Consider the following 18,575-nt stretch of genomic DNA (forward strand, 5'->3'; position numbering starts at 1 on the left):
ATATTGCGTCAAGTTTTTGATACACTTACATAGATTTTAACACAAAGTCCACTACGATATTTTATTATAAAAAACGATCGCGAAGGCGTTTCACTCAGCAATGTACACACTAAGGTCTTTGGCTGAACGGAGTGCCTTTGCGAACTGATAAATTCTGTATATTAATAGACCTTGCGAACTTTAGCTTTAATTATGATTGACGATTGACTTTGCGAAGCAAAAATTGACCATTGACAAAAATCTTTTTACAAAAAAATATATTACGTCAAGTTTTGTCGCATTACGGCTATAGCTTTGTCATATCAAAATTACAGAGCTATGGAATTGCCATTTTACTTAAACTTTAACGACTTTGAAAGTAATTATTACGATAACCTTGAAAAATGGTTTGAAGAATATCATAATACCAGCGAAACAGATTATCTGGAAGCGCTTGCTGAGCTTTACAGGCCCTATGTGTATTATAACTTTGCAGATGACATGCTAAAGCCGGATGCTTCCATTGAAGTGAAAGACTGCTTTTTTCCTTATCATGAAAAAATAGGAATCTCTTTCTGTATTGATTGTGATAGTGAAACTTCTCCATCCAATGGAATGAATCAGGTATTTGAATTTAAAAATATTTCCATGATGGAGTATGCCCAGCATATTCTGGATAAGATCAATAAATTCTGTTCAAAAAATGCTCATGCTCTTGATGGCAGTAAAAATATTCAGGACTATATTAATAATTACAGTATTATTACTTCAATGGAAGGAGTAGGGTATTGTATCAGCTACAACCGTCATCAGAAAGCCATTCCATTTTTAAAAGCTTATCTTCCCTATTATGGACAGACCGTTAATATGGCAGTATACAGGGATTTTCTTTTTTCTGTTGTTCAGATTGCAGAGTTTATAGACCAGAAATTAAAAACTGTGCATGCTTTTAAACAGACTATTTATGCACGCTCAAGAGCGGAAGCCAAATTCAATGTGCAGCTGAGCCGTCAGTTTCTGACTTTGTGCAACTAAATTTTACACCAAACATTCATACTTAATTATATTGCGGAAAACTTATGTTTTCAACCAAAAATCCCGGTCAGTAATGATCGGGATTTTGTATTGCAATTGTATGAATACTTGCTTATGTGTATTACTTGTTTTTTTTATAAGGAATATTCCATACCAGGTCGGCTGCCAGATAATGAACGCCTCCATGATGAATACTTCTGCTGTCTCTGATCAGATCGTCCATATATCCTATGTCTACAGTAAAAGGAGAGTTCGGAATTGTAAACATATAGTACGCCGCAATACGCATTTCACGATATCCAAACGAATTCCATTCAGAATCCGGCTCATTGAGATGGCTTATAGAAAACAGGGCTTCTGCACTCAAGGCCAGTTTCTGATTGTTTTTTGGAGATAAATTATAGGTGAGCTGATTCTTGATCCGTGTTCTCAACTGAAAATCCTCTTCGACTTTATGAAAGTCTGCATCGAAAAACTTCCTGAATTCCTGGCGTACGGTACTTTTAAGTTTCCATTTGCAGTCGAGATCAAAATTATAGGCATATCTTCCGTAAATTCTGAATTCCTGTTCCGTATTTTCCATAGCATAAGGAGCCGTATTTTCATATTGTGGTTGACGTCTGTAACTTAATGCATAACTATACTGCTGGTGTGGAGCAAAGGAATGGTAAACTTCATGATTTAAAACAATGATCGCTTGCTTCGAAAACAGATTATGATCATCCGGACTGCTTTTTCTTCCGATGGCAACATAGCTCAAAGTTTGCTTTTTTCCCAGGGAATCAAGTTGTCGCTTCACCCCGAAGGCTCCCCAGAACGCATTGTTGGCATCTCCTAATCCAGGTGGACTGATCTGCGCTTTGATCGATGTTCCTATACATCCCATTAAAAATAATGCTGCAAAAAATTTCTTCATGCTCAATAATTTGGATACCTGTTTTAGGGGTAATTTTAAATAACTGCGAAACCATATGACGGATGAGAATACTGTTGATACGCAGAGAGAATCTTTCGTGATAGCAAAATTAGAGGCTTTGTTCATAGAGTGTTTATTCAAAATCTTGTAATACTGTTTAAAAACAAGACAAAGTAAAGACCTGATTTAGGATAGAATTAGGAATAAGACTTCTAATGGAAAAACTGGATGTTTCAATAATATTTTAATTGTGGATAAAATGTGAGTAACTTGTTAGTAATTTATGGAAAAGCACTGTGTATTTATTGCTTTATTATATAATTGTTTGATTTTGTATGGTATATAAAGTAAATTGCCACAATATAAATACTGTGGCAAATTGGTTTATGGACTGGTTTATTTACTGTTAATTCTGTCTTACTCCGCACATAGCATCCCATGTTGTCCAGAAATGGGCATTAATAGCTCCGATAGGCGGATTGGTACTGTCTGCAACAATTCCTACCATAGAAGCACAGTTGGAATTACAGCCTATTTCATTATGACTTCCAGCCTGAGGTGGAATCTGGCGCCATGTACCGGTTGAACCGCTTAATAATTCTACTCTGATTTCAAAGATCCCGGAAAGATTGGGCGTCTGAATCTGTTTGGTAGGATTTTCACTTGAGATGAAGTCGCTCCAGTCTCCCTGTGAAAAAGTTACACGCCATGTAGAAATCATTTTGGAGGTATCGTTTTGTGGGGAAAGATACACCCAGAATTGTGCTCCGTTTCCAAGTACTAACTGACCTGAAGAATTTGCATTTACACTTGTTGATGTCATTTTGGTTTGGTTTTTAGTTTGTTAGATTGTATTTCAAAGTAACGAAGAACAAGGCACCTGCAGTAGCGTATAAATGACCAATTATTAAACTGAGTATAAATACTTATAGGAATGCATGTAAAATAATCCGGAAATCTTGATCATAAAAAAGCCTGTGCTATTCATTAGCACAGGCTTTGGTTTCTTGCAGAAAGGAAGGGATTCGAACCCTCGATACAGTTACCCGTATACTACCTTTCCAGGGTAGCTCCTTCAACCACTCGGACACCTTTCTTTTTGAGATTGCAAAAATAGTGTATTTTCTGGAATATCCAAATTATTCTTACAAATTAATCTGTAATTTCTCCACAGAGGCTTCTGGTGAAATTATCAGCAAAGCTTCCGGAGTAGTTAGGGTTATCTATTAAGTGCATGGCTTTGGTAATCGCTGTTTCCGCTGTCATGTCTCTTCCGCTGATCGCTCCGATTCTGGAGAAAATATTACTGTTTTCATACTTTCCGAATGAGATGCCTCCTGAAATACACTGGCTTACCACTACAATTTCAGTTCCGTTATCCCGGATTTCCTGAAGCGTTTCCTGCGTTTTTGCACTGCTGAAAATGGTTCCCGAACCAAAAACCTGAAGAATAAGAACCTTCATTTTAGGAATTTCCCTGAAGTGACTCAGATGCATTCCCGGAAAAATTCTCCAGAATAAAATATCTTCGGAAATATGTTCATCCACATGAAATTCTACGGTCGGATCACAACGGAACAGATTATCTTTAATAATATTCAAATGAACTCCTGATTGCCCGAGAATAGGATAATTCGGGCTTGCGTAAGCATCAAAATATTCTGCGGAATATTTCAGCGTTCTGTTTCCTCTTAATAATTTGTATTCAAAATAAATAGCAACCTCCTGAATGACTGCTTCGTCATTTTCATAAAGGCTGGCATAATAAAGGCTGGTCAGAAGGTTTTCCTTGGCGTCTGTTCTCAGGTCTCCAATCGGAAGCTGGGAGCCGGTCATGATGACAGGCTTTCTTAATCCTTTCAACATGAAACTAAGCGCAGATGCCGTATAAGACATGGTATCCGTTCCATGAAGAATCAGGAAACCATCGTAGTCGTTATAATTTTTTTGAATATAATTGGCGATCACTCTCCATTCCTCAGGTCCCATATCTGAAGAGTCCAGCGGTTTGGCAAAAGGATGAACAAAGACTTCGCATTCCATAAGCCTCATTTCAGGCATCTTTTCGAATATATTTCCAAAATCAAAGGCGCGGAGACTTCCGGTTTCATAATCTTTTTCCATTCCGATGGTTCCACCGGTATAGATGAGCAGGACTTTTCGCTTCATGTACTAATTTTATTAAGAATTGTAGCCCGATTAGGGTTCATAGGTCAAAATTACGTTAATTTGCAAAGATTTGAAAATGAATGAAACGTTTATCATGAAATTTTATAAAAATAGGATGAGAAATGAAAAGGTTTCATAGGGGCTATTGAAAAAAATAACGAAATGCAGATGAGTGATTTATCGCAAACTTTTGAATATTTAAAGCAGTTTTTAACGGAAGAAAGACTGACGAAAATTGAACATTTCTCGCAGGAAAGTTCAGACTTTGTACTTCCGGTTGTAGAAGATGTCTACCAGTTCAGAAATGCAGCTGCAATTGTACGCTCTGTGGAGGCCTGCGGTTTCCATAAAGTAGTGGCATTGCAGGAAGAATACAGCTTCGAACCCAATCTTCGCGTAACAAAAGGGGCGGATACGTGGGTTGAAGTAGAAAAGCTTCCCAGAAATATGGAATCTTTTCAGAATATTAAAGACAGAGGATATAAAATAGTGGCTGTTTCATTGGAAAAAAATGCTAAAATGCTGCCTGAATATGAAGTGACGGAACCTATTGCTTTGGTTTTCGGAACTGAAATGGAAGGGGTTTCCCAGGAAATTTTAGATTTTGCCGACGAGACACTGGCTATTCCAATGTATGGATTTACGAGAAGTTTTAACGTTTCCGTCGCAGCTTCAATCTGTATGTATGAATTAAAGCAAAAACTGATAAAGTCTGATATTGATTATAAGTTAAATGAGGAAAAGCTTCTCAGAATGAAAATCCTTTGGGCTGTCAATTCAATCAGAAGCGGACAGCAGATTTTTGAAAAATATCTGAGAGAAAATAATATTGACTGGAAATAGTAATCTGAAATAAAAATGAGAAGGTTTTGTGCCTTCTCGTTTTGTATTTATATCATATTGTAATAATTCCATGCGGCCACAAAAACTCCCGCCGTTTCCGTTCTCAGTCTTTGATTTCCTAGAGAAACCGCTCTTACTTTGTTTTCTGCCAGAAATGCAATCTCCTTTTCAGAAAAATCACCTTCGGGGCCTATTAAAAAAGTAAGCTGCTTCAGCTGAGGAATATTTTTAAGATCAATTCTTTCCAGATTCTGATGGCAATGCGCTACAAAGGTATGCTCCGGATCAATATTTTTCAGAAAATCCGTCAGTTTTACAGCATCATTGATAACCGGAAAATGAAATCTCAGGCTCTGCTTGGATGCTGCAACAGCCTGTTTCCTGATTTTATCGATGTTGATGTTTTTACGCTCCGTTTTTTCAGTGATAATAATGCTTATTTCTGAAATCCCCATTTCCACCGCTTTTTCCACAAAGAATTCAATTCTGTCAATATTCTTGGTGGGTGCAATCGCAATATGAAGTTGAGGATTGAATTCCGGCAGATTTTCTTTGATCTCAGAAATTTCAATCCCCGCTTTCTTACCTTCTATAATCAGTTTTCCGGAAGCCAGTTTTCCCTTTCCATCCGTCACGTGAATCGTTTCATTATCTTTCATGCGAAGAACTTTTACAATATGCTGCTGTTCTTCGTCGTTGATTATAACTTTATTTCCGTTGATGTCTCCGTAGAATAGTTTCATATATCCTGGTTTATAAATGCTACTCCTGTTTTGATGGTTGTATATATATCTGTATCACATTCCCGGTAAGAACACATGTATATTTCTTCTATCCATACATTATTAATGAAAATCAGATTTAAATATTCCTGTTTTCTCAAATTATTTTTGATGGATAAATAATCTCCTTCTTTTGGAGTATAGGGAAAACTAAAAAGATGTTCAGAATTAATTAATTGTAAAACTTCTTCTTTGATATCCTGAATATATCCTGTCTCAGAACTTTCTCCGTTAAACTCTGAAAAAGTTTCTGAGCCCTCATGTCTTCCTGTGATAGTTTCTAATACCCAGTAATATTTTGAGTTCTTTTTAGAATGTGTTCCCAGTACTTTTTCTTCCAAGAGTATTTTCATAAATCGTATTTTGCCGTTGCGGAAGTTCTCAGATCGGTAAATTCTCCACGTTCAAACTTCAGTTTTGCTACCATGGCAATCATGGCTGCATTATCTGTAGTATATTCGAATTTTGGAATATAAATACTCCATCCCAGTCTTTCTTTATTGTCTTCCATTGCCTTTCTAAGTGCGGAATTGGCAGATACACCTCCTGCAATAGCGACCTGATTTACATTGAGATCTTTAGCTGCTTTTTCAAGTTTATTCATCAGGATTTCAATGATGGATTTTTGTACAGAAGCACAAAGGTCATTAAGGTTTTCCTTGATGAAATCCGGGTTTTTTCTGATTTCTTTCTGAATGAAATACAACACGGAAGTTTTAATACCGCTGAAAGAATAATCGTAGTTTTCAAGCTTCGGTTTGTTGAATGTAAAAGCATCAGGATTTCCTTCCTTGGCCAACCTGTCGATGATAGGGCCTGCGGGGTAATCGAGGTCAAAAATCTTTCCGATTTTGTCAAAAGCTTCTCCTGCTGCGTCATCTATAGTTTTGCCGATGATTTCCATATCAAAATAGTCTTTTACCAATACAATCATGGTATGCCCGCCGCTTACGGTAAGGCATAAGAAAGGAAAGGTAGGCGGCACAGGATTTGCATCCTCGATGAAATGGGCCAGAATGTGGGCTTGGAGGTGATTTACTTCAATCAAAGGTACATTCAGGCTCATCGCCAAAGACTTAGCAAATGATGTTCCTACAAGAAGAGATCCTAAAAGTCCCGGTCCGCGAGTAAATCCTATAGCAGAGATAGCATTTTGTTGTATATTTGCTTTAGAAAAAGATTTTTCAACAACGGGGATAATATTTTGCTGATGGGCTCGTGAAGCCAATTCAGGGACAACGCCGCCATATTCTTTGTGGATGGCCTGGTTCGCGGCAATGTTTGAAAGAATAGAATTTCCCTTGATGATAGCTGCTGAGGTGTCGTCACAGGACGATTCAATACCTAAAATTATAGAGTCGCTCATAATAATGGCAAAGTTAGAGAATAATAACGAGAATGAGAATAAAAAATCAGTAGCTGAAAACCTAGGGGATCAGGTACAGAAAACTGTTGAAAATGTAGAGGGAAAAGTAAGGGAAACAGTAAAAGAAGCCTCTGAGCTTGCTTCGGATGCGATACATCATCCTGTAGAAACAGCTGAAGAATTTGGGAAACAGGCTGTAAAGGATGTTACCAGCTATACCTGGTGGGCAAAACTGCTCCTGATTCTCTTTTGGCTGGGTATTTTCCTTGTAGGTGGAGTTCTTATTGCCATCAACCTGCCGGTAACGAAAAGATGGGCTGCTGATCAGGCTCTGAAGCTTGTTAATAACGATTTTAAATCTGATTTTTCTACAGAAAGTGTAGATGTCAATTACTTCGGTGATGTAACCATTAAAGGCTTAAAAGTAAAAGATTATAAAGGTTTTGATTTTATTACAGCCCGTGAATTTCGTGCAGACTCAGACTGGATGTCTCTGGCGGTAAATGCCATCTCAGGAAACAGCAATTCTTTAAGTTTTAACTCTCTGGCTCTTGTGAATGCCGATGTAAAAGTTATTACTTATAAAGGAGACAGTATATCCAATTTTGTAAGGTTTGTAGAACTCTTTGACAATGGTAAGAAAAGAGATCCCAAGAAACCTCCTTTTCAACTGAATTCCAGAATTCAGATTATTGATTCTAAGGTTTCCATCGTTAATGAAAATTCTCCCGGAGATCAGGGAAAATGGCTTACCGCAACAAAATTCAATTTAAAAGCACCAAACGTAAAAGTCAACGGACCGAATGTTTCGGCGCTGATTAATAATATGTCATTTGTAACTTCAAGGTGGGGAAAATCTCACTTTGTGGATACCTTTTCAACAGAACTGTCTCTAACGAAGCAGTTTTTGTCGTTAAAAGACCTTACCCTGAATACAGATTATACCTTACTTCAGGGAGATATCAAATTTAATCTACACGACGGATCCTGGGCAGATTTTGCAGACAAAGTACGCTGGGATATGAATATTAAACAGGGAAGCCAGCTAAGCGGATATGATATCAGTTATTTTGTAACCAACTGGGATAATATTAAACCTTTTAATCTTTCAGGGGTAATGACAGGGCCATTGAATAAATTTCACCTGGAAAACTTTCTGATCAGAAATCCTGACGTCAATATTGCTACCAAAACGATGAAGGTTGACAATCTGCTGAAAGGAAATTTTGCTATTGAAACAAAAGATCTTTCCACAGATTTTACCTACAAGGATTTAAAAGCCATGATGCCTTCATTCATCTCCAAAAAGATGAAGAACTTTGCAGATGATTTCGGAAAACTGAAATATAACGGAACCGCAAAAGTGAATCCGGATCAGATTTATGTGGATAATGGTAACTTAATGACAGGAATCGGGCAGGCGAAAATTTCCAAACTTACCTTGACTGGCTACAGTACTGCTATGCCGAAATATTCCGGTTATCTTGATGTAAAAGATCTGAATACCTCAGTCATTACAAAGAATAAAGCAGTAGGTTTAATTTCCGGTAAATTTGATCTTAACGGACAAAGTTTTGATGTCAATACCATGCGTCTGACTACGAAATCTCAGATTGCCAGTATTGAAATTATGGATAAAACGATCAATAATCTGTATCTGGATGGTTTATTGGATCATAAAAAATATAACGGACTCATCACTGTTAATGATGAGCAGGCTAAAGCTACAGTCAAAGGATTGATCGATTTCAGTACTTCAAGGATTGCTATGGACGTTAATGCAGACGTTACTTACCTGAACATGAATTACTTTACCAACAAGCCCGGCACTCAGGTGGTAAGTGGTCAGGTTGAAGGGAAAATGGCCATGTCTTCTATCAACGATCTTACTTTAGATGTGAATGCCAATAACCTTCACTTTGCTTCAGCTACTCAAAAATATAATATTCCGAATGCCAGGTTAAAAACGTTTGTTGAAGCAGGAGGTCGTGTCATTGATGTAGATGCTCCGGGAGCAGCGACAGGTAAAATCTCAGGAAAATATAACCTTGCAGATCTTGCAGGAATGGTAGAAAATGGAGTAGGGAAAATATTAGTAGGACCGCCGCCAAGAAAATTATACCGTGGACAGAATTTTGCGTTGAAGTTTGATGTCCAGCAGGGCCTTGTTAATTATTTCTTACCCGAATTGAGATTACCACAGGGAGCTCTTGTAGAAGGGGAATATGATGGGAATTCCAACAACCTGATCCTGAATCTTGATGCGGCATCTTTAAAATATATAATGACCAAGGAAGAGGAGATTACAGATGCTGACCAGGCGCTGGCATCTTCAAATCCTGATTATAAAATTAATGACCGAAAAAATCTCAGCAGAGACAGTGCAATGGTGGATAGTGTTAAAGTGAGAATTAACACAGGTGACCTTAACCAGCAATTGTATGCTAAAATCAACAGGGTCATTTATAATAAAAATGTAATTAAAGATTTTGAGCTTAAAGGGAATAATGAAAATGGAAATACACTTCATTTAGCAACCGTGTTCAAGCATGGAAGTCCTGATGATGAGCTTAACGAAAAGCTTAAGGAATACGCCATCAACGTAGATCAGTCTACGGATGCAGCTGGTGATTATGTATTCAGGTTTGAACCTACCGAGGTAAAATTCAATGAAGTTACCTGGGCTATAGATACAAGTCCTGAACTGAATCACTCTATTACCTACAGAAAGAAAACCGGAGATTTTGATATCAGGAATCTGAGGGTATATTCCGATAAAAGTGCTTTGTTTATTAAGGAAGCACAGTTTAAGTCAGCAAAAGACTTTTATGTAGATGCAGACATCAACGATTTTGCGGTAGAGAAGCTTCTTGAAATGCAGTCCGGAGGAAATACTATGGATATTAAAGGTCTTGCCAACGGAAGCGTTAAGATCAAAATGGATAAAAGTACACTTCAGCCACTGGTAGATCTTAACATTGATGATATTAAGATGAATGGTGATGATATGGGAGATATCTCTATTTCTGCCACCAATGGATTCTCGCTGAATGTGTATGATATTGATGTGAAAGTTCATTCTGCCGGCGTACTTGGAAACAACAGCCTTAACCTTACAGGAACAGTTAATAATAATACTTCTTCCCCGATTATTGATCTTACTGCGGAAATGCGTGATTTTGACCTTGCATTTACCCAGCAGTTTGTGCAGACGGTTTTCGGAAATCTTCGAGGAAAAGCTACAGGAGATCTTAAAATCAATGGAAAGCTTAACAATCTTGATTATAGCGGAGATATTGCATTAAAAGATTTTGGATTAAAACTATTGTTTACCGGGGTAGATTATTCATTTGATGATACTGTGATTCAGCTTTCCAGAGGACTTGCTATCCTCAATAATATTGAAGTACACGACGGAAGAACCAATTCCAAAGGGAATATCTCCGGAGCGATTCAGTTTGAAACCCTTTCTTCCATGGGGGTATCTCTCGTAATGAGAGCAGACAACCTGTTGATGCTGAATACCACGCAAAAAGATTTTGATCTGTTCTGGGGAAGAGTGTACGGACAGGGAGATCTGTACGTGGACGGACCTGTATCCGGATTAAGTATAACCACTCCAAATATGAAGGCGCTTAACGGAAGTACCTTTACCTTTAATTCCAGCTCAACGTCCAATGTAGAAGAATTTAAAATGCTCAGGTTCCTGAAAGAAGGAAAAGATGGTCTGATTACGCTTGAAGAAAAGAAGAAAACAGGAGCCAATATGAATATTGACTTCAATCTCGCGGTAGATAAAGGAACCACCGTAAATGTGCTGGTAGGAGACGATGTGGGAAATATAACGGTAAAAGGATCAGCCGATCCGTTGAGATTCCATATGAACAGACAGGGGAATATAGCGATGAGCGGTACCTATAAAGTAGATAACGGAACATTTGTCTCTAAGGCCATTCTTAATAAAACATTCCAGATCGAAAGAAACAGCAGTATAAGGTGGGATGGTGATGCGATGAAACCGATGCTGGATATTAATGCCAACTACATCAGAATGGTTTCCAATGCGGGAGAATATCTTAGTATGGGGAAACTGCAGCCTATCAGTATTCTGCTGCAGGCCCATATCACCCAGTCGTTGGTAGACCCTCAGATTGATCTTAATGTGACGGCAATGGATGTATCCAGTCAGGTAAGAGAAACACTAGCTGCGAAAATGAGCCAGGAAGGAGAGAAGGTTCTCCAGTTCGGATCTGTATTGCTATTGAGTACCTTTAACGTATCCAATACAGGTGGGTTCGATGTAAATGTAGGAAATGTAGCGGAATCCTCAGGATATAATATACTTCTGAAGCAGTTGGGATCTGTTCTTAATACGATGAGTAACGAATTTCAGATTGACCTTAATTATGTAAAAGGAGATCAGAACTCGAATTATGGAGACAGGGCCAATGCGGGAGTAAGTGTAGCCCTTTCCCCGAGAGTCAATATCAAGACTGGTTTGGGTATTCCGTTATCAAAAACGGATGGTGCACAAAACAATTATCTTTCCACGGAAGGATCTGTAGAATATGATCTGTCTAAAAAGAATGATGGCTCATTGGTGATACGTGCGTATTCCAAGCCTACAAACATCGGAATGGTGAGTACAAACGGTTCTGCTAATCAAGCTTATGGAGGAGGGGTAGTGTGGAGTAAAAGCTTCAATTCTTTGTTTAAAAAGAAGAAAAAAGACAAAAAAACTTCAGACTCAAAAGGTGAAATAAAAACAGATTCTATAAAATCGAATGGTAAATAATTAGAATATTTTAATGATTTTTATCATCTGTGTTAATTATTGTTAATATTTGATATATATTTTTTAGTTAAATTATTTTTCGTAAATTTGCAAAAAATACATAGATTTTTTAAAGAAATTGTAATTTAACTAATATGAACTATCAACTGGACGAAATAGACAAGAAGATTCTTGATTTCTTAGTAGAAAACACAAGAATGCCTTTTACTGAAATTGCAAAGCAGATGGATGTTTCTGCTGGAACAATTCACGTAAGAGTGAAAAAGATGGAAGATGCAGGTATTATTTTGGGATCATCTCTTAACATTGATTATGGTAAGCTGGATTATCACTTTACAGCTTTCATAGGTATCCTTTTGACAAAATCAAACCGTACTCAGGAAGTATTGAAAGAATTGTCAACTATTCCTAACGTAATCGAGGCTAGCGTTATTTCAGGAAAATATAATATTTTCTGTAAAGTAAGAGCTAAGAATACTGATGATGCCAAAAGAATTATTTACCAGATCGACGACATTCAGGATGTAATGAGAACTGAAAGTATGATCTCTATGGAGGAATTCTTAAGTGACAAAAACAGACTGATCAACGCAATCTCTGTGTAAGTCAAATTTTAAACGAATAATTATAAAAGAACTTATGAAATCTCTCATAAGTTCTTTATTTTTGTAGGTATGGAAGAATACAGCTATTTTGACGAAGACCCAAAGAAAGGATGGGGATTTATACTGGCATTTGCAGCCTTGATGTTGTTTACTATTATGGGACTTGGTATTGATGTGGATGAATATCTGCAGCATGAATACCTTCAGATTCCGAGGTGGTACTTCTATGTGATTTTTTCTATTGATGTCCTGATGATGATAGGGCTTGTGCTGATGTTCTTCTATAAAAAGGCAGGAATCTTTATGTTTCCGGCTTTACTGGTGCTGCATTTCTTTATGCACAATTACTATCTGTCTACATTTTTGTATACGGATGTCACCAATCTTTTTCTGTTTACAGGATTCGGAATGCTTGCCATTATCCCAAAATGGAAGTTTTTTAAATAAAATTTAATCAATACGATAAGATAATAAACCGCTTTTAAATCTAATTTAAAAGCGGTTTTCAATTAACAGGGATTATGAAAAAAATTATCTGAGTACCAGGGAATTAAAAATTTCTTGTTTTAAAGGGTTTTTTGACCAGTCATCCCAGATGCCTGTATAAGGATTATAGCCACATTTCAGAGGTTTTGATATATTCAGGCCTTCTTTGTTTTTTAACGTGTTTTCAGTATATGCCCTGCAGTCTGTGCAGACATAACGGAACTCACAGTCTTTGCATATCTCAATTTGATCTTTGGTGAGGTTCCAGTATTTTGTGAATTCAGGTTGATTGATAGCTTCTTCAAGACTTTTGTTATCAACGTTCCCAAAACTTTCATTCATCAGTGGACAATTTTTGATGTCACCTTTTCTATCGATACCTATCTTTTTATACAGGCAGGAATTGTGGTTCACTGCTTCTATAACTTTAGTAATATTGGTATTGAAGTATTTGAGTTCTACTTTTCCACAGGCAGATATTTTCAGGTCTTCTTTCAGAAAACGGAGCGAGAATCTGTATTCATCTTTAGCTTTGAAAGGAGGCTTCGGACAATTATAAAAAATAAGACTGTATATTCTGACTGTATTTTTTTGAAGAGCCTGTATAAAAGATAGGTTGACTTCCTGGTGAAACGGTGAGAAAATTTCTATTCCTGACAACACTGAGGTTTTAAAAATTTCATCAATTTCTATACAATCTTTTAAGGGTAAAGGTTTCAAGCTGTAAATAACCAAATGCTTAATCCCAAGATTTTCTATTGACGGATATATCTTCTTTATGATCCCGATATCTTCCATTTCAATAAAGAGATTGGTGATAGCGCTGGGCTCATGATGTTCAAAAGAAAGGGGAGGAAAATTTCTGTCCCAATCATTCTTTGTAATAAATCCATATTCTTTTTCCAACAGAAGATTGATGTATTCCTGAATAATTTCTCTGGATTCTTCATCATAACTTGTCATCAGGTCTTCAACGGATTTGTTTTTCAGCTCTTCTATAATTTCATACAACTCCAGCGGATACAGTTCCGATACATTTCTCTGTAGATCTGAAATGAGAATTCTGGTGGCTCCTTTGGTGATAAGGATGTTTGAGAATAAATTGAAGTGTTTCATAGTAGCCGGTTCAATGATTTGATAGGTCTTTCTCTTATATAATAATTTGTCTGATATTTTTTGCACTCTAAAACATAGACGACATCATTAGGCTTTTTAAGCTTTTGATCATTGAACGGCTCTATATGTTTGAAGGTAAGCGGAAGTTTGTTTTTTTCTTTAACTTTAATTTTCATAAATAATCTGCTATTTTTTTAAATAGGGGGTAATTACAATGATAATCTACATTAGCAAATTGTCCCACAGGATTAATTTCTAAGAAATAATATTTATCATCACTTTTAATAAAGTCAAGTGAACCACAATTTAGATCCAATATTTGCATAAGCTTATGAATTTTTAATTCAATATCCTGAGGAAGTTTATATGGTATGTTCCTATTAGGCTTTTTTGTGTTATATTTTCTGAAATCAGTTTTTGTTTGTTCATCATTTTGAGAAAAAATAGCCATTGAAAAGCATTCACCATTGATATAAAATGTCCTTATTTCGAAATCCTTTTCTATTTTCTCTTGGAAAAAAGAAACGAAAAAACTTTGTCTCTCCATTTTCTTTACTATAGTTGTATACATGATACCATTCTGGTTATCAAATATATTATCTAATATTACATTTCCCGTAATTGCTTTTGTAATTGTTTGGTTTAATGGGATTTCGTCCGTAGTTTCAGCTAAGAAATAAAAGGGTACATCAAAACCTGTTTTTTGGGCATACTCCAATACTAAAAGCTTATTAATGTGAGCTCTGGTTTGTTTATTCACATGGTTTTTAGATTCTAAAGTACGAAGTACATAGTCTTCAAGCCAATGTTGGGCTTCATTCATATGAATATTTATAGAGGTATTATTGTATTGTAGACGTTTAAATTGTAATCCACCTCTTCTATACCACACACTATAAATATCATCAAGAAAAAAACTATTTTTCTGACTTTGTAATAAAAATCTCTTTTTTATAATTTTTATTTCAAAAACTTCATCTTCATGAATATGAATAAAGTCTTTATTCATTGAAGTGAGATAACGCATAACTTCAATCGCTGTTCTGTCATTATCATTTGAGAAAATCAGTATCATTTGGTTTTTAAACTATCGGCTAAATCTTTTGCTAATTTATTTCGGTATGCTAAACTTGGAAGTCCAATATCTTTTCGGTTATGGTTTACTTTTGATGAATCTTTTATATTTTCATATCCCTGATAAACTCCATAGGTATAAGGGACTTTGTGATGTAAGTTATTTCGATCTATCATAGCAGCATAGTCTCGAGGTCTGCATTTACCTGATTTTACATATTGTAATATTTTAGTTTTGAAATAAGTATAATATTCATCATAATCTGCCATATGTAGTAATAATACCCCCATAGGCATAAAAACATTTCCATTCCATAAACCTATTTTTTGCATCGTTGGGAAGTCATGGTTTTCAAATGTCCATTTAAGAAGCTCAGCATTCTTTTTATCATTCTTAAAAATATCCAATTTGTTTGTTCGTTCTCCATATTGGTCGCGCTTAAATGCAACAGTAAAGGAATCCACCAATTTTCTATCAAGACTTTTTTCCCATTTTGCGACTTGTTTTTCTATTTTAAGACTATCAATATTATATTTCTTATAAAGTTTGATGAAATGCACATCTTGTTTTTTATATCTCCAATAAGGAGCTACTAAAGGAATTAGTTTGTAAAGACTTTTTTTTCCTCCGAATTTTTTATGGTATTTGTCGGCAAGTCTGATGTAGGTTTCATATTCTTCAATACGTTCCTGATTCAAAGGGTGATATCTTCTAAACAATTTCTTATATAAGCCTACAGCTTTTTCAGGTTGTTTTCCTATCCTGTAGGTACTATCAATCTCGTTTACTTTATTATAATATTGAATATAATTTCGATTTTTGCAGGAACTAGAGAATAAACAAAGAATCAAATAGCTTATATATTTTAAATGAATATTTTGATTTTGTTTCATATTGCATTATTATTGGGAGCAGAAGGATTTATTAATTTGGAAGTAACTTATAAAGACAGGACTGTAGATTGATTATACAGTCCTGTTGATTTTACTTCCTGTTAATAAGGAGTGGTTGTACTAGGACCTTCAATCGTTAAAGTCATTGTCTTAACACCATCTTTGTAATAAGCTGTATCAGAACAATTATTGCCACATTGACTAGGCTCTGAAGTTCTTGCTGTATCATCTCCCCCGTGAATGTTTTGCAGGTTTTTCAATTTCTTGTTTTCCAAAGAAGAGAAATCTCTCTTCATTCCATTTAATTTTTTCATGTGTGTAATTTTTAATTGTTTTTATATAAATCATTTGTGTCAAATTAACCCTTGACTTTGGGTGAATAATTCTTCCTGTTTATTATACACTGTACACTTGTATTGTAATCCGAAATGAGAATTCTGGTAGTTCCCTTGATGATGAGGATGTTTGAGAATAATTGAAGTGTTTCATAGTAGCCGATTCAATGATTTGATAGGTCTTTCTCTTATATAATAATTGGTCTGATATTTTTTGCACTCTAAAACATAGACGACATCATTAGGCTTTTTAAGTTTCTGATCATTGAACGGCTCTATATGTTTGAAGGTAAGCGGAAGCTTATTTTTTTCCTTAACTTTAATTTTCATAAATAATCTGCTATTTCTTTGTCCAATGAATAGTTACAGGTATGAGACAATCCCAGAAACTGCCCAATAGTATTGACTTCTAAAAAATAAAATTCACCATCTTTTCCTTTGATAAAATCTAATGATCCGCAATTAAGATCTAATGCCTGCATCAGAAGGTGTATTTTTTCTTCAATGTCAAATGTTAATTTATAAGGAACATTTCTATTGGGTTTTTCTAAATTATATTTTCTGAAATCTGTTTGGGTTTGTTTATCATTTTGAGAAAAAATAGCCATCGAATAGCATTTTCCATTGAGATAAAATGTTCTGATTTCAAATTCTTTATCAATCTTATCCTGAAAGAATGTAATGAAGAACTTTGCTTTCTCTCTTTTGTGTACCGTTGAGGTATACATGATACCATTTAAATCTTTATCAATGTCATCCAAAATAGGATTTCCGCCAATGGTTTTTATAATAGTCCTATCCAGGGAAACCTGATCAGTATTATCTGCCAGAAAATATTCCGGAATTTTTAAACCTATTTTTTTAGCTTCTTCCAATACCAGGAGTTTATTAACATCATTATTACTTTCTTTGTTGATATATTTTTTGGACTCCAGTATCGCTCTTACATAATCTTCCAGCCAATGCTGTACTTCATTCATATGAGCATTTACAGAAGGGTTTTCATACCTTAAGCGTTTGATTTTTAATCTGCCTCTCCTGTACCACACACTTGCGATCTCATCCAGAAAAAAAGAACTTCTGCTACTCCTTAACAGTATTTTTTTGTTCTCCACTGTAATTTCAAAAATTTCATCTTCATGGATACGGATGAATTCCTTTTCCATTTCAAGAAGCCATTTTATAATTTTATTAGTGGTTCTTTCATTGTTGTTGGAAATAATAAGAATCATTTTTTAAAGTAATCTTTTGTGATTTTAGAAGAATGTTTAATACTAGGTATACCTATTTTTTTTCTTTCCTGATTGGCTTTTATTGTGTCCACAATAGCATCATAGCTTAGATAAACACCATATATGATTCCTTCTTTACTTATTTGCAGATTGTGACGGTCTACCATATTGGCATAGTCTTTTGGGATACAGTCTCCTGATTTTATATATTCCAGCATTTTTGCTTTGAAATATGGATATTCTTTTTCATCTACCATATGGCTGAACAAGGGATGCATGGGCATAAACACACCGTCATTTCCAATGAGTCCTATTTTTTGTACTGAAGGATAGCCATAGTTTTCAAAGGTCCATTTCAAAAGTTGTGCATTTATTCTGTCATTTTTTTCCATAAGCTGAGGGTTTCTCCTGCCTTCCGCCTGATCACGGACAAAAGCAATGCTAAAAGAATCTACCAGTCGCTTATTTAAACCTTTTTTCCAGTCTGCAATTCTTTGTTTTACTTCGGTGCTATCTATGCCATACTTTTTAAACAATCCGAAATAACTTCCATATGACCCTTCGTAAGGAGCAATCAGAGGAATAAGCTTGTATAAACTTTTCCTTCCTCCGAAATTCTGTTGATGTTGATCTGCCAGTTTAATATATGTCTCATATTCTTTAATACGTTCCTGATTTTTAGGAGTGTATTTTTTGAACAACTTTCGGTATTGCTTTATAGCTTTTTCGGGTTGGTTAGCTATCCGGTATAGACTATCAATTTCATTCACTTTGTTATAATAAACAATATAATCATTGCTTTTACAGGAAAGAGCAATGAAAATAATAATGAGTAGGTATATCAAAATTGAATTTTGTTTCATTAGGTAACCATTATTTATTGGATTGATGATGCTCTTATTTGTAAAGGGAGGAATTATGTTCCTCCCTTACATTACATATTAACAC

At 35.6% G+C, this 18,575-nt stretch carries 17 protein-coding genes and 1 tRNA gene; 5 read left to right on the forward strand and 13 right to left on the reverse strand.

Annotation, left to right across the window (positions count from 1 at the left end; genetic code table 11):
• The first annotated feature begins 318 nt into the window (after nt 1–318).
• A complete protein-coding gene (locus FFS26_RS11870) occupies nt 319–1,014 on the forward strand; it encodes a hypothetical protein (protein WP_110010832.1) in 696 nt (231 codons plus the stop codon).
• A 121-nt stretch (nt 1,015–1,135) separates the two neighbouring features.
• Here FFS26_RS11870 and FFS26_RS11875 read toward each other — a convergent pair whose 3' ends face one another.
• From FFS26_RS11875 to FFS26_RS11890, 4 genes are all read right to left on the reverse strand, one after another.
• Nucleotides 1,136–1,930, reverse strand: coding sequence for a DUF2490 domain-containing protein (locus FFS26_RS11875; protein ID WP_171006295.1), 795 nt, complete (start codon nt 1,928–1,930; stop codon nt 1,136–1,138).
• Between the two features lie 406 nt (nt 1,931–2,336).
• Nucleotides 2,337–2,753, reverse strand: a complete 417-nt coding sequence (locus tag FFS26_RS11880) for a hypothetical protein (RefSeq protein ID WP_047428034.1) — start codon at nt 2,751–2,753, stop codon at nt 2,337–2,339.
• 187 nt (nt 2,754–2,940) lie between these two features.
• Nucleotides 2,941–3,027, reverse strand: a tRNA-Ser gene (locus FFS26_RS11885).
• Between the two features lie 55 nt (nt 3,028–3,082).
• Nucleotides 3,083–4,099 (reverse strand): asparaginase, encoded by a 1,017-nt coding sequence (locus FFS26_RS11890; protein WP_110010834.1) that lies wholly within the window; start codon nt 4,097–4,099, stop codon nt 3,083–3,085.
• Between the two features lie 162 nt (nt 4,100–4,261).
• On the opposite strand from FFS26_RS11890, the gene FFS26_RS11895 reads away from it, so the two are divergent.
• Nucleotides 4,262–4,942, forward strand: a complete 681-nt coding sequence (locus FFS26_RS11895) for a TrmH family RNA methyltransferase (RefSeq protein ID WP_110010835.1) — start codon at nt 4,262–4,264, stop codon at nt 4,940–4,942.
• Nucleotides 4,943–4,989: 47 nt separating this feature from the next.
• Here the strand turns inward: FFS26_RS11895 and FFS26_RS11900 are convergent, their stop codons facing one another.
• From FFS26_RS11900 to tsaD, 3 genes are read right to left on the reverse strand one after another with little or no spacing between them, the layout of a single operon-like run.
• Nucleotides 4,990–5,685, reverse strand: coding sequence for an RsmE family RNA methyltransferase (locus FFS26_RS11900; protein WP_137905124.1), 696 nt, complete (start codon nt 5,683–5,685; stop codon nt 4,990–4,992).
• Nucleotides 5,682–6,077, reverse strand: a complete 396-nt coding sequence (locus FFS26_RS11905; protein WP_137905125.1) for a hypothetical protein — start codon at nt 6,075–6,077, stop codon at nt 5,682–5,684. The genes FFS26_RS11900 and FFS26_RS11905 overlap by 4 nt, the downstream gene beginning before the upstream one ends.
• Nucleotides 6,074–7,090: a tRNA (adenosine(37)-N6)-threonylcarbamoyltransferase complex transferase subunit TsaD gene (gene tsaD / locus FFS26_RS11910; RefSeq protein WP_137905126.1), complete on the reverse strand. Its 1,017-nt coding sequence runs from the start codon at nt 7,088–7,090 to the stop codon at nt 6,074–6,076. Before tsaD ends, FFS26_RS11905 begins: the two co-directional genes overlap by 4 nt.
• Before the next feature lie 4 nt (nt 7,091–7,094).
• Here tsaD and FFS26_RS11915 point away from each other — a divergent pair, with 4 nt between their 5' ends.
• From FFS26_RS11915 to FFS26_RS11925, 3 genes are all read left to right on the forward strand, one after another.
• Nucleotides 7,095–11,885 carry a translocation/assembly module TamB gene (locus FFS26_RS11915; RefSeq protein WP_137905127.1) on the forward strand — a complete coding sequence of 1,597 codons (4,791 nt, stop codon included), beginning with the start codon at nt 7,095–7,097 and terminating at the stop codon, nt 11,883–11,885.
• Nucleotides 11,886–12,019: 134 nt separating this feature from the next.
• Nucleotides 12,020–12,490: an Lrp/AsnC family transcriptional regulator gene (locus tag FFS26_RS11920; RefSeq protein WP_002984446.1), complete on the forward strand. Its 471-nt coding sequence runs from the start codon at nt 12,020–12,022 to the stop codon at nt 12,488–12,490.
• A gap of 69 nt (nt 12,491–12,559) precedes the next feature.
• A complete protein-coding gene (locus tag FFS26_RS11925) occupies nt 12,560–12,937 on the forward strand; it encodes a hypothetical protein (protein WP_110010840.1) in 378 nt (125 codons plus the stop codon).
• 84 nt (nt 12,938–13,021) lie between these two features.
• Here FFS26_RS11925 and gwsS read toward each other — a convergent pair whose 3' ends face one another.
• The 6 genes from gwsS to FFS26_RS11955 all read right to left on the reverse strand — a co-directional run bounded on the left by gwsS (nt 13,022) and on the right by FFS26_RS11955 (nt 18,472).
• The gene (gwsS, locus tag FFS26_RS11930; RefSeq protein ID WP_110010841.1) at nt 13,022–14,092 is read right to left on the reverse strand and encodes a grasp-with-spasm system SPASM domain peptide maturase; all 1,071 of its coding nucleotides are present in this window, start codon (nt 14,090–14,092) and stop codon (nt 13,022–13,024) included.
• A gap of 172 nt (nt 14,093–14,264) precedes the next feature.
• On the reverse strand, nt 14,265–15,167 hold the full coding sequence (gene gwsG / locus FFS26_RS11935; protein WP_110010843.1) for a grasp-with-spasm system ATP-grasp peptide maturase: 903 nt from the start codon (nt 15,165–15,167) through the stop codon (nt 14,265–14,267).
• Nucleotides 15,164–16,060 carry a hypothetical protein gene (locus FFS26_RS11940; protein WP_110010844.1) on the reverse strand — a complete coding sequence of 299 codons (897 nt, stop codon included), beginning with the start codon at nt 16,058–16,060 and terminating at the stop codon, nt 15,164–15,166. Before FFS26_RS11940 ends, gwsG (FFS26_RS11935) begins: the two co-directional genes overlap by 4 nt.
• 101 nt (nt 16,061–16,161) lie before the next feature.
• A complete protein-coding gene (locus FFS26_RS11945; RefSeq protein ID WP_110010845.1) occupies nt 16,162–16,374 on the reverse strand; it encodes a TIGR04139 family peptide modification target in 213 nt (70 codons plus the stop codon).
• Between the two features lie 347 nt (nt 16,375–16,721).
• Nucleotides 16,722–17,627 (reverse strand): grasp-with-spasm system ATP-grasp peptide maturase, encoded by a 906-nt coding sequence (gene gwsG / locus FFS26_RS11950; protein ID WP_110010846.1) that lies wholly within the window; start codon nt 17,625–17,627, stop codon nt 16,722–16,724.
• Nucleotides 17,624–18,472, reverse strand: coding sequence for a hypothetical protein (locus FFS26_RS11955; protein WP_228406540.1), 849 nt, complete (start codon nt 18,470–18,472; stop codon nt 17,624–17,626). Before FFS26_RS11955 ends, gwsG (FFS26_RS11950) begins: the two co-directional genes overlap by 4 nt.
• Nucleotides 18,473–18,575: the final 103 nt, after the last annotated feature.

The sequence above is a fragment of the Chryseobacterium sp. 2VB genome (assembly GCF_005503635.1).
GTDB classification, from domain to species: domain Bacteria; phylum Bacteroidota; class Bacteroidia; order Flavobacteriales; family Weeksellaceae; genus Chryseobacterium; species Chryseobacterium cupriresistens.